Source organism: Streptomyces sp. Edi2, assembly GCF_040253635.1.
In the GTDB taxonomy this organism is placed as follows: Bacteria; Actinomycetota; Actinomycetes; order Streptomycetales; family Streptomycetaceae; genus Streptomyces.
In genome coordinates this window covers 4,295,352-4,311,414 of sequence record NZ_JBEJGX010000003.1, presented here as the reverse complement: position 1 = coordinate 4,311,414, position 16,063 = coordinate 4,295,352, and the positions used below count along the sequence as shown (strand labels likewise).

The 16,063-nt window shown below is 70.0% G+C and carries 14 protein-coding genes; 3 read left to right on the top strand and 11 right to left on the bottom strand.

Going from position 1 to position 16,063, the window contains the following annotated elements; genetic code table 11:
- Positions 1-45: 45 nt before the first annotated feature.
- The 9 genes from ABR737_RS22355 to ABR737_RS22315 form a co-directional block, all read right to left on the bottom strand.
- Complete coding sequence (locus ABR737_RS22355; protein WP_350251878.1) at positions 46-1,434, bottom strand: hypothetical protein; 1,389 nt, start codon at positions 1,432-1,434, stop codon at positions 46-48.
- A 77-nt stretch (positions 1,435-1,511) separates the two neighbouring features.
- Positions 1,512-2,144 carry a hypothetical protein gene (locus tag ABR737_RS22350; protein ID WP_350251877.1) on the bottom strand — a complete coding sequence of 211 codons (633 nt, stop codon included), beginning with the start codon at positions 2,142-2,144 and terminating at the stop codon, positions 1,512-1,514.
- Positions 2,141-6,640 (bottom strand): DUF6531 domain-containing protein, encoded by a 4,500-nt coding sequence (locus tag ABR737_RS22345; RefSeq protein ID WP_350251876.1) that lies wholly within the window; start codon positions 6,638-6,640, stop codon positions 2,141-2,143. The genes ABR737_RS22350 and ABR737_RS22345 overlap by 4 nt, the downstream gene beginning before the upstream one ends.
- Positions 6,641-6,665: 25 nt before the next feature.
- Entirely contained in the window at positions 6,666-7,352 is a 687-nt protein-coding gene (locus ABR737_RS22340; protein WP_350251875.1) for a hypothetical protein, read from the bottom strand.
- A 32-nt stretch (positions 7,353-7,384) separates the two neighbouring features.
- The gene (locus ABR737_RS22335) at positions 7,385-7,699 is read right to left on the bottom strand and encodes a hypothetical protein (RefSeq protein ID WP_350251874.1); all 315 of its coding nucleotides are present in this window, start codon (positions 7,697-7,699) and stop codon (positions 7,385-7,387) included.
- 75 nt (positions 7,700-7,774) lie between these two features.
- Complete coding sequence (locus ABR737_RS22330; RefSeq protein WP_350251873.1) at positions 7,775-8,074, bottom strand: WXG100 family type VII secretion target; 300 nt, start codon at positions 8,072-8,074, stop codon at positions 7,775-7,777.
- Between the two features lie 364 nt (positions 8,075-8,438).
- On the bottom strand, positions 8,439-9,182 hold the full coding sequence (locus ABR737_RS22325) for a hypothetical protein (protein ID WP_350251872.1): 744 nt from the start codon (positions 9,180-9,182) through the stop codon (positions 8,439-8,441).
- Positions 9,179-9,526 (bottom strand): PadR family transcriptional regulator, encoded by a 348-nt coding sequence (locus tag ABR737_RS22320; RefSeq protein ID WP_350251871.1) that lies wholly within the window; start codon positions 9,524-9,526, stop codon positions 9,179-9,181. Before ABR737_RS22320 ends, ABR737_RS22325 begins: the two co-directional genes overlap by 4 nt.
- A gap of 369 nt (positions 9,527-9,895) precedes the next feature.
- Complete coding sequence (locus ABR737_RS22315; RefSeq protein ID WP_350251870.1) at positions 9,896-10,519, bottom strand: hypothetical protein; 624 nt, start codon at positions 10,517-10,519, stop codon at positions 9,896-9,898.
- Positions 10,520-11,038: 519 nt separating this feature from the next.
- On the opposite strand from ABR737_RS22315, the gene ABR737_RS22310 reads away from it, so the two are divergent.
- Complete coding sequence (locus tag ABR737_RS22310) at positions 11,039-11,368, top strand: hypothetical protein (protein ID WP_350251869.1); 330 nt, start codon at positions 11,039-11,041, stop codon at positions 11,366-11,368.
- 504 nt (positions 11,369-11,872) lie between these two features.
- On the opposite strand, the gene ABR737_RS22305 is transcribed toward ABR737_RS22310, so the two are convergent.
- Entirely contained in the window at positions 11,873-12,517 is a 645-nt protein-coding gene (locus ABR737_RS22305; protein WP_502964354.1) for a MarR family winged helix-turn-helix transcriptional regulator, read from the bottom strand.
- A gap of 312 nt (positions 12,518-12,829) precedes the next feature.
- Here ABR737_RS22305 and ABR737_RS22300 point away from each other — a divergent pair, with 312 nt between their 5' ends.
- Both ABR737_RS22300 and ABR737_RS22295 read left to right on the top strand, forming a co-directional pair.
- Positions 12,830-13,909 (top strand): alkene reductase, encoded by a 1,080-nt coding sequence (locus tag ABR737_RS22300; protein ID WP_350251868.1) that lies wholly within the window; start codon positions 12,830-12,832, stop codon positions 13,907-13,909.
- A gap of 402 nt (positions 13,910-14,311) precedes the next feature.
- On the top strand, positions 14,312-14,860 hold the full coding sequence (locus tag ABR737_RS22295) for a quinone oxidoreductase family protein (protein ID WP_350251867.1): 549 nt from the start codon (positions 14,312-14,314) through the stop codon (positions 14,858-14,860).
- A gap of 419 nt (positions 14,861-15,279) precedes the next feature.
- Here ABR737_RS22295 and ABR737_RS22290 read toward each other — a convergent pair whose 3' ends face one another.
- A complete protein-coding gene (locus tag ABR737_RS22290) occupies positions 15,280-15,975 on the bottom strand; it encodes a DUF4232 domain-containing protein (protein WP_350251866.1) in 696 nt (231 codons plus the stop codon).
- Positions 15,976-16,063 lie beyond the last annotated feature (88 nt).

The window sequence follows — 16,063 nt, the reverse complement described above, 5'->3', positions numbered from 1 at the left end:
GTGCGGGCCGGTGCGCGGGTGCGGGCGCCCGTGCACGCGTCCCGGTCAGGGGGTGCCGGGCAGGTAGCTGTCGTCGTGCACCGGCGGGGTGGTGTGACCGGTGTAGGCCAGCGGCCCGTAGCCCAGGCCGACCACGCCCAGGGCGAAGCCGGCCACGTCCGTGCGGGTCCAGGCGTGGGTGAGGCCCCGCAGGCCGTCCAGGGTCGGCAGCCTCAGGGACGACGCGGGGAACCGGAAGCCGTTCGCCAGGACGTTCTGCAGCACCGAGCTCACCGCACCGGTCGGGTTCCGCGCCGCCTTGGCGAGGAACGCGAGATCGTCGATCTTGGATCCGATCCCCTTCACCGCGTTGACGATGTCGGTGGGGAGCTTCTTGAAGTCCTTGCCGGAGATCCAGATGTTCCTGGGGACCTTCCCCACGGCCTCGGGAATCTTCTTGAACTCGCCCCGGAACTGGTTGAACCCGCTGCTGATCTTGCTGATGCCGCCGCTCGCCCCGCCCACCTTGACCGCGGACGTGACCGACTTGGCGATCGAACCGACGCCCTTGAGAACGGCGCCGCCGCCGAGGAACAGCCCGATGCTGCTCAGCACGATGCCGAGGACGTTGAACTCGCCCTTCTCCGCGCTCATGGACATGTTGATCCCGAACGCCGTCGCGCCGGTCACGAAGCTGGCGATGGACAGGGCGAGTCCGATGCCCTGCAGACCGGGCACCAGCATGGCCAGCACGCCCAGCACACCGCTGATGATGCCCAGGACGAAGCTGAACACCTTCCGGATCTGCTCCCAGAGGCTGTAGCCCTCGACGGACTCCTCCCTTGCGTCGTCCAGCGCACGGGCCGCGACGGAGGCGTCCTCCTCGCGCACCTGCCGCGCGTCCTCCGCGAGCGCCCGGGCGGCGTCCAGGTCCCCCTGCGCGTCGTCGGACCGCCGCTGCGCCGAGGACTGCTCGCTGCGCGCCTCGTCCAGCGCGCGGCGGGTGCTCGCGCGGGCCTCGTGGTCGTCGGGCGGAGGGTGCGCGGCGTCCAGCCGGCCGATGTCCGCGCCGGCGGCCTTCACCGCCTCGATGGCCGACTCCAGCCGCTCCTTGGCCTCCCGGCCGTCCTCCAGCGCCTTGTCGGCCTTGTGCTGCAGGTCGAGCAGCGAGCGCGCGTACGTGTCGAGCGCGCCGGCCGCCTGGTCGTAGGAGCTGTGCAGCTTGCGGACCTGCCCGGTCAGATCACCGAGCTTGTCCCGGAGCTTGTCCATGGACTTGCCCTCGCCGACCTGGTTGTCCTCCAGCCGGGAGAGCAGGGGCAGGGCGTCCCCCGCGTCGTCGGCCACCGAGCGATAGCTGCGCGCGAGTCTGCCGAGCATCTCCGCGTCGCCCGGGGCCGGGTCGTCGGAGAACCCGAAGACGTCCTGCCAGTCGGATGCCGGCGGACGCGCCATGGACGTCACCTCACTCTTTGTCGGCTACGGGGGTATGTTCCGGACGCATCCGGCCACACGTGCTCGTGGATCTTCCGTCAGGAATCATCCACGTCCGCGTTCACGAATTCCCAGACGTGCTCTTGGATCTCGAATGCGGAATTCATCACTTCCTGCTCCGCCGCAGAATCAAATTCGGTGGAGATTTCGACGATCGAAGGGTAAGAGCTGATCAATGTGCGTGCGAGGGTGCGAGGGATTTCATCCTGGTCCTGAAATGCTTCGGCCAGGCCGTCCAGCGCGCCGAGGAATTCGGACAGCTTCCCCGCCGGAACCTCCTGGAGATCCCGAGTTTCACGGAGAATGCTGTCCCACCTGTCGGCCAGTGAGAGCACTTCGTCCGGCAGGTCCCCCTCGTCCTCGACTCGCTGCTTCTTCACCGCCGACAGCGCCAGTCCCTGGAGTTCGCGAGCCGCACGGTCGATAGCCGAGCGTACGGGCTCAGGATACGCCTCAGACAACCCATCGAGCGCCGCGTACACGTCCACGAGTTCGGCCAGCGCATCTCTGGGAATCAGGGAAGACCCGTCCCATTCCTGTTCGCACTTCCGGAGTACGCTGAATACTTTCTCCAGCGCTTCCTCGTCAAGGCCCTCGTTGGACCGAAGAGGCAACGTGAGCGAGTTAAGAGCTTCGGTCAGCTCATCCGCCGGACCAGATTCAGTCATCATTCTCCTGGCTTCTTGATCCACGTTATTGCTTCCGGGGGTACGCGCCCCACGAGCAGGACTTCCTGCGAAGACTTGGCGTAAGCGATGGGCCTGCCCCGCGGCTTGATTCCAGCGGCCTTACGTCCCGCATCCGTCGTGAGGTCGTGGACCTTTCCGTCGAACTTGGTCAGGTCGATTTTAACCTGGCCATATGCGCCCTTCCACTTATCGAGGACTTCCATACTGTTCGTCGTGGAAATGAACTGCGATTTGAAGGTTTCCTTGCTTCCGGCGATGACGTGCCCCGCCGGCTTGTATTTGGCGTTCGGGTTCTTCGCCACCAGCCCTACGCTGGGATCATCGTATTTGTTCAGGTTCCTGAATACGGTGCAAGGAGCCAGTCCGAGGGGGTCGCATACCTGGAAAGGATCGTTCACATACCCGTAGGGGTTCGGGTCCGGCACGAGCCCCAGCGGGTCAGGCGATATGTACCGCCCGACGTCTGCGTCGTAGTGCCGGTGAACGTTGTAGTGAAGACCGGTTTCGGAGTCGGCGTACTGGCCGGGGAAGCGCAACGGCGTGTAGGCGGTGGCGTCGCGATTCCAGGCCGTGGAGCCCCATACGGTTGCCCGCGTGTGCCAGGCGATCTCACCCGATTCGTCGACGAGTTCGGTGGGGGTGCCGACGAGGTCGGTGACCATCGCGAAGAAGCGGGAGTCGACCTCGTCCTGCGGCAGCGCCTGCCCGTCGGCCGCGGTCAGCCGGCGCTCGTACTGCGTCAGCGGCCGCTGGTCGTCGTAGTCCCAGGTCACGGTGACGCCCGTGCGTGAGGTGGACTCCTCCGCCAGGCTGGTGCCGTCCCAGGTGAAGTAGACCGCCTCGACCGGCGCACCGTCCTCGCCCCTGCGGTACTTCGCCGTGCGGCGGCCCAGCGGGTCGTAGGTGTAGGTCCAGCGCGTGCCGTCGGGGGTGGTGCACGCGGTGAGCCGGTCCTCGGCGTCCCACTCGTAGCGCCAGGTGTCCGGCTTCTTCGAGAGCCGCGTCTTCTGGCGCAGCGTCATGCGCCCGGCGGCGTCGTGCTCGTAGCGGATGCCGCCCGCGGAGAGGAGCCGCATGCCCTGGTAGGTGCGCTCGCCGCGCGCGCCGTCGTCATCGGCCCGCCGCCCGGGCCAGTCGCCCGCGGTCTGGTTGCCGGCGGCGTCGTAGGCGTAAGCCTCCGACCAGCCTTCCGCCGTCAACGCGAGCGGACGCCCCACGGGGTCGAGGTCCATGCGGCGGGTCCGGCCGGTGACCTCCTCGGTGATCGCGGTGAGGCGGTTGTCGGGGCGGTAGCCGTAGGAGCGGCCGCGGCGCAGCTCGTGACCTGAGGTCAGGTGCTGGCGGGTGAGCCGGCCCAGGGAGTCGTAGGCGGTGGAGAGCCGGACGTCCACGCCGAAGAACCGTTCGGTCTCCCGTCCCAACTCGTCGTGCACGAACGTCAGTTGGTGTCCGTCGATGGACACGCCGGTCGTGTTTCCGGCCGCGTCGTAGGTGTAGGTGGAGGTGGCGCCGGTGGGAGTGGTGCGGGAGACGAGCTGTCCGGCGGGGTCGTAGCCGTAGTGCATGGTGCGGCCGTCGACGGTCTCCGACAGCAGCCGGCCGCCGGCGTCGTAGGTCATTTCCAGCGTCGCCCCGGGGCCTTCGGCGCGGATCATGTTTCCGTCCGCGTCGTGGGTGTAACGGGTGACGGCACCGGCGGCGTCCTTCGCGGTGACCTGTCCCAGCACGTCCCGCTCGAGGCGGATCTCCTCACCCAGCGGGGTCGAATGGGCCGTCAACTGCCCGGCCGCGTCGTAGGTGTAGCCGAAGCAGCGGTCGTCGAAGTCCGACTCCGCGGTGACCCGCCCTGCGCTGTCGTGCGTGTAGTCCCAGGTCATCCCCTGAGGATTGGTGACGCTTGTGAGGCGCAGTTCGGCGTCGTAGGCGAAGGCGTACGTGACGCCGTCGGGGGTGGTGCGCTCGGCCAGCAGGTCGAAGTGCGTGTAGCGCATGGCGGTCGTGCCGCCGGCCGGGTCGGTATGGGAGAGGCAGTTGCCCTCCCCGTCCCACTGCCACTCCTCGACGCTGCCGTCCGCGGCCGTACGCCGGGACAGCAGGCCCTCGACCGTCCACTCCAGCCTGGTGACCGCGTCCAGGGCATCGGTCACCGTGACCGGACGGCCGAACGCGTCCCGGACACACGTCGTCCCGACGTCCCTGGGCTGCCCTTCGTCGGAGGCGGGCGAAGGGCCCGCGACGCGCACCGGCAGACCCGCGGGGTCGCTGTCGACACGGGTCCCGGTGCCGTCCGGCCAGGTGAGGGTGGCGACGGCACCGGTGGGAGCGTAGGTGTAACGGGTGACCGCGTCGTCGGGTTCGGTGACGGCGGTGCGGTTGCCGCGGGCGTCGTACTCCTGCCGCCAAGTCTTCCCGCCCGGCAGCACGATCTCGGTGGGCTGGTGCAGCGAGTTGTAGGTGGCCTCGGTACGGCGGCCGTCGGGGTGCTCGACGACGGTGAGGTCGCCCCCTGCGTTCCACTCGTAGCGGGTCGTGCGCCCCAGCGGGTCGGTGTGGGCGAGGAGGTGGTCGTAGCGGTCCCACTCGGAGACGGTGGTGTTGCCGAGGGGGTCGGTTTCGCCGATGACCTGGTGGAGGTCGTTGAGCTGGAAGACGGTGATGGCGCCGCAGGCGTCGGTGTAGTGGGTGCGCTGCTCGGCCGGGTCGTAGCTCCACTGCGAGGACAGGTGCCCGTCGGGACCGATGGTCTCGGTGACGCGGTGGTGCTCGTCGTAGACGTACCGGTAGGTGGAGTTGTTCCGGTCGGTCCAGGAGGTGATGCGGGAGTGCTCGTCGTAGCCGAACACCAGAGCCTTGCCGGAGGAGTTGACGATGTGGCTGAGGTTGCCGTCCGCGTCGCGCTGGTAGGACATCACCTCCACCGGGCCCTCGGGCGTGACCACGGAGGCGTCCAGCAGCAGTCCGGCGACGCAGTTCAGCTCCACGCGGTAGCCGCCGGAGTGGACCATCGCCGTCGGGGAGCCGTCCGGCTCCCGCTCGATCCGCACCTCGTTGTCGTTGCGGTCGTGCCAGCGGACCAGCCAGTGCACGCGGGTGTCGTCGTCGGCGCCGGCCGTGGCGCGGTCCGCGAAGCGGTGGACGATGCCGGTGCGCGACTCGCGGACGACGTAGGCGATTTCGCCCTCGGCCGTCTCCTCGGCCGTCAGCGGCAGGCGGGGGCCTTCGTCGGGCCACACCAGGTCGTCCACCGAGCCGGCCTCGGGGAGCCGCGGGTAGGTCAGGATCGACCCGTCCTCCCGCGCCCACCACGCCCGGCCCCGGCCGTCGACCTCGAGGCGTTCGTCCAGCGTGGAGGCCCAGGAGGGACCGAAGAACTGCCCGTAGCGGTAGGTCGACAGATGCGTCCGCGCGAGAGCCAGCGGCAGTGCGCCCGGCAGTTCCAGGTCGGTCTGCATCAGCAGCATCTCGCCGGTGGCCACGTCGACCGGGTCGGTCGCGCACTTCTTGCCGACCGCCTCCCGGCTGACGGAACGGGCGGAGCCGGACCCGATGTTCTTCATCGCGCCGGGCTTGATGCCCTTGAGCGCCGAGCCGACGCTTCCGAGGCCCTTGAGCAGCGCGCCGCCGCCCGCGACCAGTCCCACGAAGCCGAGGACGATCTCGCCGATGTCCCAGTCGCCTGTCTCGGCCATGATCGACATGTTGATGCCCAGTGACGCCGCACCGGCCACGACGGCACCGATCGTCAGGGCGATGCCGAGCCCCTGCAGGCCGGGTATCAGCAGTGCCAGTACGCCCAGGACGGCGCTGATGATGGCGAGGGCCTTGCTGAACGCCTTCTTGATCTTGTCCCAGAGGCTGTAGCCGGCGACGGATTCGTCGCGGGCGTCGTCCAGTTTGCCGGCGGCGGTGGCGGCGTCCTCCTCGCGCACCTGGCGGGCGTCTTCGGCGAGCATGCGGGCGGCGTCGAGGTCGGCCTGGGCGTCGTCGGCGTGTGCCTGCGCCGAGGACTGCTTGCTGTGGGCCTCGTCGAGGGCGCGGCGGGTGCTGGCCCGGGCTTCCTTGTCGTCCGGCGGGTGCTGGGCGCCGTCGAGCTTGCTGATGTCGGCGCCGGCCGCCTTGACCACGTCGGTGGCCGATTCGAGCCGGTCCTTGGCCTCGCGGCCCTTCTCCAGGGCGTTGTCGGCGTTGCGCTGCTGGTCGCGCAGCGAGTGCACGTACGTGTCCAGGGCGCCGGCGGCCTGGTCGTAGGAACTGTGCAGCTTGCGCACCTGGTTGGCCAGGTCGCCCAGCTTGTCCCGGAGCTTGTCCATCGTCTTGCCCTCGCCGACCTGGTTGCCCTCCAGGCCGGAGACGAGGGGCAGGGCATCGCCCGCGTTGTCCGCTACAGAACGGTACTGGCGGGCCAGATCCCCGAGCATGTCCGCATCACCCGGGGTCGGGTCGTCCGAGAACCCGAAGACGTCTTCCCAATCGGACACCGCTGGACGCGCCATGGCCGCGACCTCACTTTCCCTTTGCTGCGTCGGTCGTGTCGGCCTGGCCGTCGAAGCGGAGCGACTCCGCGATCGCGTCGAAGACCTCGTAGAACTGCTCCGCCAGATCCACGTTGGGAGTGGAGCTGGCGATCACCAGGTAGTCGTGGGTGTTGGGCACCGGGACGAGGGTGTGCCGCACCGCGGTGGGAACCCGCTTCCCCTGGTAGTCCACGTCCTCGACGCGGGAGATCCGCCCGGCCGCCCCGGCATGCGGCAGTTCCACCAACTCCACCTCGCCGGGCGGCAGTCCAGTGCCTTCCGCCTCGGTGCCGAGCTGCACGCCGGCGGCCATGACGAGGTCCGCCAGATCCTCCGACTGCTCCTCCGGAACGGAGATCCGGAGCACCACCGTGGTGGCGCTGAGCACCAGAGGACCGCTGCCCGCGCGCAGGATCCTGATCATTCCCGAGGCCCGCAGCGCACCCTGCGCGTACGCCTCGCGGGCGATCCGCCGGGTGTTGCGGATCAACCCGTCCAACTGCTCGCGGGTCAGCTGCGGGGCCTTCTTCACCTGCGCCTCGATGCGGCGGCGGATCGACGCGTCCCGGGTGTTCGGGTCGAGGTCGAGATGCCACCACGAATCGGGGAACCTCAGGCTGTACTCCGCGGGCGCGGGCGCGGCCGCCTCCGGCTGCTCCGTGGTCGGTTCCGTCATGGCGCTTTTCCCTTCGGCGCGACGTACTTCCGTCACGCGTCCTGCTTGTCTTTGTCCAGCGACTTGACGGTCTCGTCGTCCGTCTGCGTGAAGTTCTCGGCGATCGTGTCCGTGTTGTCGGCGAACGTCTTCACGTTGTCGTGAACCCGCTCGTGCCCCGCCACCCACGCCTTGTCGAACGCGTCGAGGGCGTCCGCGAGCGTGCTGTCGCCGGCCAGGCTCTTGAAGTCCCCCGCGCCGCCGGTGGCGTTGTAGAGCGTCGCGGAGTTCCCGATCAGGTCCCCGATGTTCTGGAGCTCCTTGACGGTGTCCTTCAGGTCCTGCACGGGAACGCTGATGCGCCCCATCGGTGTCTCCTCTCCCGTCCCAGCCGCCCGGCCCCGCCCTCACAGGGAGAGCGGGGCCGGACGATGCGGGGCGCTTCAGCCGATGGAGCCGGCGGTCTGGTCGTCGGTGTCGACGAACGCGTCGGCGACCTGCTTGATGAACTCGCTGACACCCTGCAGACCCTCGATGGCCTTCTCGGTGCCGCTCTTGTACTCCTCCCAGTACGGGCGGAACTTGCTCTCCGAGCCGGGCGTCGCGTAGGCCGCCTCGACCATCTCGTCCATCTTGGTGTTGGCCTCGTGGAGGCTCTGCTGCATCAGTTCCTTCTGGTTCTGCAGCCAGGTCGACGCCTCCCGCATCTCGTCCGGGCTGATCTGGATGTTGCCGCCGGCCATATCGATTCCTTCCCTCGCTGCGTATCGCCGCGGCCGCTGGAGGCCGCACACACGGGGCTGTACGGGGCATCTTCCGGGGCGGTTCACGGCTGTTGCGGAACGGTGACGAAAGCCGGGGGGTGCGGTGCAGCCGTCGCGCTCGCCGACGGCAGGGGGCGCGCTGACCGGTAACCGGCCTGGCCCGGCCGTGTCCTGGCCGGCCCGGTCCCGGTCCGGCCAACGAATAAGGCCCAGGTCGCTGACCTGGGCCTTGAGTAGGTAGGGGGTGGGTGAGGGGAATCGAAGCCGTGCTCCGAGGCCGGGCGGGAGGGGCGCTGTCCGCCTTTCAGGCAGGGCCGGGACCGCCCTGCCGAAGAGGCACGGCTCAGGAAGGCGACAGCCTGTACTTCAACCGGGAAGCGTTCAGGGGCGGGCAGCTGCGGTCCCGGACCCAGGCGGCGCCGGCGGCGACGGCGCTGATCATGACGACTGGCGCGACGAAGACGGTGACGACGGCCTGGAAGTACGGAAACGCGTAATCCCCCAGGAAGTTGACCGCGGTGCCCAGCAGGGCCGCCGCCAGGAGAACGAGGGGGATGGCCTTGGTCATGGCCCGCATGGTCACGTCGCGTGCGGGGTCGTGCCGGCGCTGGAGCTTCGCGGCCACGGCGCGCCGGACCAGGAAGAAGGCACCGACCAGGCACACGGCCCAGCCCACCCACATCAAAGGAGTGCCGGGATTGGGGTAGTGGTGCACCTCCCACACCGGCGGTCCGTGCAGCTGCGTGGTCATGGTTTCGCTGTTCCGGTCGAGGAGGCCACCGGGTGTTCCTGCCATCCAGAGGACGATGGCGACAACGGCAGGCACGGCGGCGCCCCTGGCCGCCGCGGCAGCGGTCTCCTTCAGGTACGGGCGGGTGGGCAGCAGACCGCGTTCCACCGCCCAGCTGGTGGCCAGGGCGTCGACGTCGCCGCCGATGTAGTCGGTGACGGACCGGCCGTCGAAGGCGGCGGCGGTCAGGTCCGCTGCCAGCTCTTCGGCCATCTCGTCGACCGCGTCCTGCTCGATTCCGAGGTTGCGCCACGTCTCCGTGGCTTTGTATATCGCGTCCTCGACCGTCAGCGTCATGATTCCTCCCGCGTTGTCTGGCTGATGATGGAGCCGATGCTCGTGGCGAATGCGTTCCAGTCGCTGCCCCACGACCGGAGCACCTGCAGACCCGCTTCGCTGGGGCGGTAGTAGGTACGGGCAGGGCCCCCGTCCCCGCTGCGGCGTTCGACCTCGACCAGTTCGCGCTTACGCAGGCGCGCCAGCGCCGGGTAGATCGAGCCGTCCGCGACGTCGAGCCCGGCCTTGGCGAGCCGGACGGTCATCTCGTAGCCGTAGACCGGCGCCTCCGCCATCAAGGCCAGCAGGCACATATCCAGCACTCCTCGCAGCCACTGGGCCCGTGGGGTGAATGCTTCCTCCATGGCCAGTACCTTACACAGCATGAGTCGTGCACTGCAAGCTAGTGCACTGCAAGCTAGTGCGGTGCAAGGTAGTGGGGTGCAAGGGGTGCAAGGGGTGCAAGGGGATGCGGTGCGAGGTGGCGCGGTGGAAGGCGGTGCGGTGCAAGGAGGTGCGGTGCAAGGAGGTGCGGCGGAGGGCGGTGCAGTAGAAGGCGGTGCACCATCAAGTGGCGCACCGCCCTGTGGCACAGATCCCCGCGGCAGACGTCTGCGGGAGCCGCCTCAGCCGCCCGGCACCGCACAAGGGGAGGAGAGTGAGGCCGGGGGCACGTCCCCCACCGGTAGATCGGTGAGCGGTCTATGGGGCGCGTATGGCGCGGGGAGCGGGGGTTACGGGTGGTACTTCTCCTCGACCGTCTCGGCGGCGCCGGACTTGGTGTCCATGGTCACGCGGACGGTCACGCTGCCGCTCTTCGCAGCCTTCTCCAGCTGCTCCACGGTGCACTTCGAGGTGCCGTAGCCGTCCTTGCCGATGGACACGCTGCCCGCGTCGTCGGAGCAGATCGCGGCCGCGCCGAGGACCGTCGTGGCGTTGGCGACGAAGAACGCCTGGTCCGTGCCGCCGCCCTGGGGCTTGACGATCAGCTTGCCGGGCGCAAGGTACTCCAGCTTGCCGACGATCGTGCGGTGGTTACCCGCGTGGGCGACGCCACCCCCGGCCGCACCGGACCCGCTGCCGGTCTTGGCGGCGGACGAGGCCGTGGCGGACGTGCCGCCGTTCCGGCCCTGCGAGCCGGAGTGCTCCGAGGCGGAGCCGCCGGTGGGCTGGTCCGAGGGTGCGGCCTGCTGCGCGTCGGCCGCGGCCGAAGAGTCCGAGGACCCTGCGGCGCCAGCCGCCCCGGTGCCCTCCCCGCAGGCCGTGGCCCCCAGGCCCAGCGCCGCCGCGGCGACGAGGGCGGTGGCGATGCGGCGGCCGGCGCGACCGCGGAAGCGCTTGGTGGTGGCGGCGTTCATCATGACTCCTGTTGCTTTGTTCTCTCGCCTTGCTTCTGAACGATCATCACTTTCCATGATCGGATTGGTGTTTTGCTAACGGGGGGCTAATGCGCCTCCGCGACACCGGTCCCGCTCCGCGCCCGCGGCGGGGCATGCTGCCCGCCCGCCCCAGTGGCATGCGGTGCTGCCCGCCCGCCCCAGTGGCATGCGGTGCTGCCCGCCGACCTCGGCATCATGCGGTGGTGGCCGCCCTTGAGTGCCCCTCCACGGCACGCGGACGGCGTCGAGGGGAGCTGTCGCCCTCGCGAAGCGAACCGTGGGCGCGGCGGTCCCAGGCATCTGCTCAACAGGGCAGCGTGCGTAGCTCAGTTGGAGGTCGGCCCTCGGGTGGCGGCGCCATCACAATCAGCAGGCGACGCAAGGCACCCCCTCACTCCAACGGTGCGCATCGGATGGCGGTCCCGTCCGGCCCATTCCAGCCTGGATCCGTGCGTTCGATTCATCGAGAACACACGAGCCACTAAGAGAGGTCACAGCATGTCCCGCACCAAGCTCCTCGCCCTGGCCGCCGCCCCCGCGTTGGCCGTCGGCCTGGCGTCCCCCGCACTCGCCGCGAACACGAACGACCACCCCCGCGTCGTCACCGCGGAGAGCCCGGTCCGGTCCATCGGGGCCAACCAGACCGAGGTCGTCACGGTCACCTGCCCTCGGGGCACCTTTGCCCTCAGCGGTGGCTGGCTCGTGTCCTCCGCCGACATCGACGTGACGGGCAACCGTGCGGTGAACGAAAGACAGTGGAAGATCCGATTCCAGAACGAGTCGAACCAATCCGGCAGGGTGCAGGCTTTCGCCCGTTGCGGGGAATGACGGCGAGCTCTCACAAGGGCAGGCGGGAAGACCGAGCGGCCCGAAGCGTCATCACCGGCTGACAGCGAAGACCGGAGAGGACGCTTCGGGTAGAGCGGGACCCCTGAACCGGCCCGGACAACGAACAAGGCCCAGGTCGCCAACCTGGGCCTCAACTATGGGGCGGGTGACGGGAATCGCACCCGCGCACTGAGCGGTGTTCAACGCCGGATAGAGACGGCTGGCACATCCGAATGGACCGATGCCGTGGCCGACGCGCCGAGTTGGCGCGATGAGCAACACCGGCAGGCCAGGAAACACCGTGCGTACAAGCGCGTTGCCTCTCGCGTGCAAGGTCAAGGAGCGGCGTGGCAAGGGGCAGCTGCCCACAAGCCTGTCCGGTGACGTGAGCGAACCGCCGGCGTCGTGCCACGGATCGAACCGGGTCGTGCCGCAATTCGAACCGGCGGGGCGGGTGACGGGCTGCGTGCTCATCACATGGGGGACTTCCGCCCCAGCCGGTCGTCAGCCGGTCGTCGTGTCAGCATCCGGAGCCGGAGCCGGAGCCGGAGCCGCACCCGGAGTCGGATCCGCAGCCGGGGCGTCTTCCGGGGATCCGGCGGCCGTGCGGGCGAGGTTGTCCTCGATGCGCTGCAGGGCGCGCAGTGTTTCGGCTTGCTGGTCAGAGGTGAGGTCGCCGGTGGAGGCGGCCTCGAGCTCGGCCCAGATGCGTTCGACCTCGCGGCGCAGCGCCTGGCTGGCGGCGGTCGGTTCGATGATGACGGCGCGCTTGTCGTCGGGGCAGGGGCGGCGGCGGACGAAGCCGGCGTTCTCCAGGCGTTTGATGCTGCGGGTCATCGTGGCGGCATCGGAGTCGACCAGGCGCACGAGGTCGGTCTGCCGCTGGGGGCCGAGCTCCCACAGGTGCATCATCACCAGCTCCTGGCCGACATGGAGGCCGAGGGGGCGCAGAAGCTGGCCGGCGATCATGCGGTGCAGACGGGCCACGCGGAAGATCGCGTGGCTGACGGGTCCCGCGTGGGCGGCGGCGGGCACCGGCACCGAGGAGCTTGCCGGCGTCGCCTTCTGCGGCCGGCTCGGGTCGCTCTGTGGCGTACTCGGCGTGCCCTGCGGCCGGCCCGCCGCGTCCCGATTGGTTGTCCGGCTCATCAAACGTAGTCCCTTCCCGGCTGAACTTTGCCGGACAGTAATCCGACTCACAGCTTGCCGGACGCAGTCAGGATAGCGACCCTCTGCCCTCCGTGGTGCCCTCGGGTTCGGCAAGTGGTCGACGGGTAGTTGCCGCACGTCGACGACCTGTTTCCGGGCGCGAGAGGCGACGGGTGACGCAGTTCACGCAGGGGATCGGCATGGCTTTCCGGGGTTTTACTTGTTCGGCCAAGTAATGCTTTGCTGAGCACCGCATGCCGAAGGGAGCCCCGCCCGTTCGGGCGGCCTCCGGCCCCTACCGAAGGAGTGATCATGACGACCGCTTTCGACCCGATCGAGCTGGGCGGCAAGCGTCTGGCCAACCGCATAGCGATGGCACCGATGACCCGTAGCCGCGCCTACGGGCCGGGGGCCGGTGCGACGGAACTGATGTCGGCCTACTACGCCCAGCGGGCAAGCGCCGGCCTGATCATCACCGAGGGCGTCCAGCCGTCGGTGGTCGGCCAGGGCTACCCCGACACCCCGGGCCTGCACTCCGCCGAGCAGGTCGCCGCCTGGCGGCAGGTGACCGACGCGGTCCACCGCGAGGGCGGGGTGATCTTCGCGCAGCTGATGCACACCGGCCGCGTCGGCCACCCGAGCCTGCTGCCCGACGGCCTGATCCCGGTGGGCCCCTCCGCCGTCGCCGCGAAGGGCCAGGTCTACACCCACCAGGGCCCCCAGGACTTCGTCACGCCGAAGGAGCTGGAGCACGACGAGATCGTGCGGACGATCGCCGACTTCGCCGACGCGGCGCGCAACGCCATCGCCGCCGGATTCGACGGGGTGGAGCTCCACGGGGCGAACGGCTACCTCATCCACCAGTTCCTCGCCCCCAACGCCAACCAGCGCACCGACGGCTGGGGAGGCGACGTCGCGGGCCGGGTGCGCTTCGCCGTCGAGGCCACCCGTGCCGTCGCGGAGGCCATCGGAGCCCACCGGACCGGCATCCGCATCTCCCCCGGCACCCCCTTCAACGACATCGCCGAGACGGACCCGGCGGACCTGGAGGAGACCTACACGGCCCTGGTGGCCGCTCTCGCCCCCCTGGACCTGGCCTATCTGCACGTGCTCGAAGGCCCCGACCAGAGCCTGACCCAGCGCCTGCGCAAGAACTGGCCCGGCACGTTCGTCCTCAACCCGTTCACGCACCCCGAGCCCACCGGCCACGACTCCCTCGGCCTGATCGAGAGCGGCGCCGCGGACGTGCTCGCCTTCGGCGCGCTGTTCCTGGCCAACCCCGACCTGCCGCGCCGTCTGGCGTCCGGCGGGCCCTACAACGAGCCCGACCGCACCACCTTCTACGGCGGCGACGAGCGCGGCTACACCGACTACCCGGCCTTGCCTGCCTGAGCGGCCGCGACCGGGGCGACCACGCCGGGCCGCGACCAGGGCGACCACACCTGGTCGTGACCAGGGCCGCCACACCCGGCCGGGGCACGGCACACCGACCCGCACCGGGTTCGCCTACGTCGGCCCGCTCTGGGCTCGCCTACGTCGGCCCGCACTGGGCACACCCCTCGTCGGCCCGCCCCGGGCACACCCACGTCGGCCCGCCCCGAGGGCGCCCACATCGGCCTGCCTCGCGCTCGCCCACGTCGGCCCGCCTCAGGCGCGCCCACACCGGCGGCCCACACCGGCGGCCCGCCCCGGGCCCGCCCAGCCGCGCCCCGGCCTCACTCGCCAATAACCTCCCCCTCACGGCTCGCCCTCACCGCTCCCCCCTCACCACTCCTCCCCGCCGAAGGACCCGCCATGACCACCCCGACCCCCGCCCGCAGACTCCAGCACGCCGCGTACGGCGGCCCCGAGGTACTGGAACTGGCCGAAGTGCCGCTGCCCGAACCCGGCCCCGGCCAGGTCCGCGTCCGCGTCCACGCCGCCGGCGTCAACGCCCTGGACTCCAAGAAGCGCCGTGGCCTGTTCGCCCCCGGCCAGGAGGCCCCCGCCGAACCCCAGACCCTGGGCCTGGAGATGGCCGGTGTCATCGACGCCCTCGGCCCCGGCGTCACACAGTGGAAGACCGGCCTGCCGGTGCTGGGGCTCACCGCCCAGCCCGACGCCCTCGCCACCCATGCCCTGGCCGACGCCGACAACCTCGTCGCCAAGCCCGACGCCCTCACCTTTGAACAGGCCGCCGCCCTGCCGGTCGCCACCGAGACCGCGTATCCGGCGAGCGGCGAGCCACCGGCAGGGCCAGTGGCGAGGACGAAGCGTGGCTTGCATCCCTCGGGAAGGGGCCGGTCGCCGGGGCTCCCACGCCGGACGTGGGCGGGGGCGGAGCCCCGGGGGTGCAGTTCGTAGCGCTTGCCGTCGAGATGGCGGGTGAAGGCGAGCGTCATGGGGTGTCTCGTCTCGTCAGTCCTGGGCGCCGCACAGTGCGCTCAGGGGAGTCCCGCCCAACCGAACACCGCGCGCTTGCCACCGGCCGCCGGCGTCTCCGGGAGGTCGTCCGCCTGCTCCGCCGGGCGGACGACCGGGAGACTCACCGATCTGCCGCAGGATACCCGTGTACCGCGGCAGGTCGGCGAAGCACCGTGTCGTGAGAGCGAGCATCAGCAGCCAGCCTCACCGGCCCTGCCCTGACCTTTCCGGACTGGGAAGGCTGGGGGACGGTGCCCCTCGGCTGCGACGCCGCGGTGCGGCCCCGTCGGCCAGGGTGACGTACCGTGCTGGTCGGCTGGTGACGTGTCACCGGCCGACGGGGGCCGTCAGAAGTCGGCTCAGAAGTTGTACGGCTTCGTGGTGCTCCAGTTCAGCACGTCGGCCTCGTTCCAGCTGAACTGCGACTTCTCGCCCTGGATGTCGACGGAGTAGGAGGGGCCGTCGTTGCCGTCCGCGCCGCGCAGCGCGAGGGAGAACGACTGCGCCGTGTGGTTGTTCGAGCCGTAGTCGAAGAGGTTCACCGCGCTGTAGGCCTTGCCGCCGGGCTGGAGCGTGATCTGCTTGCCGCCGCCGGGGTTGTCCTTCTTCGAGTGCGGCAGCGCGGCGCTGTCGACGTCGCCGAGCTTCACGTCCGGGTACGAGGTGACCCAGCACGGCTTGGTGCCCTTGTTCGACGCGGTGATCAGCAGGTGGTCGCCCTGCTGCCCGGCGAACCGGTGCACCGCGGTGAGCAGCATCTCGTCGCCGCGGCACTGCTGGGCGCCGGCCGTCGTGCCCTTGCCCGCGACCTCGTCCGTCCCGCCCGAGGCGGTCGTCGAGCGCGCACTCTCCTTGGAGTCACCGCCGCCGTTCGCCTGCTCCGCGCCGCCCTTGCCGCCCCCGTCGGAAGCGGACCGGCTCTGCGCGGTACCTGCAGCGTTGTCGCCGCCCGCCGCCTTCGAGCCGCTGTCGGAGCCGCCGCAGGCGGTCAGGCCCAGCGCCAGCGCGGCAGTGACGGCGGCCAGGGTGGCGGTACGAATCCGGGAAGTACGCATGATCGGGGTTCCCCCTGCTTTCGTGCGGGAGTCTTTTTCGTCGTTCCCGCGGTGTGAACACCACTCTTCCCGGACCCACTGACGTCCT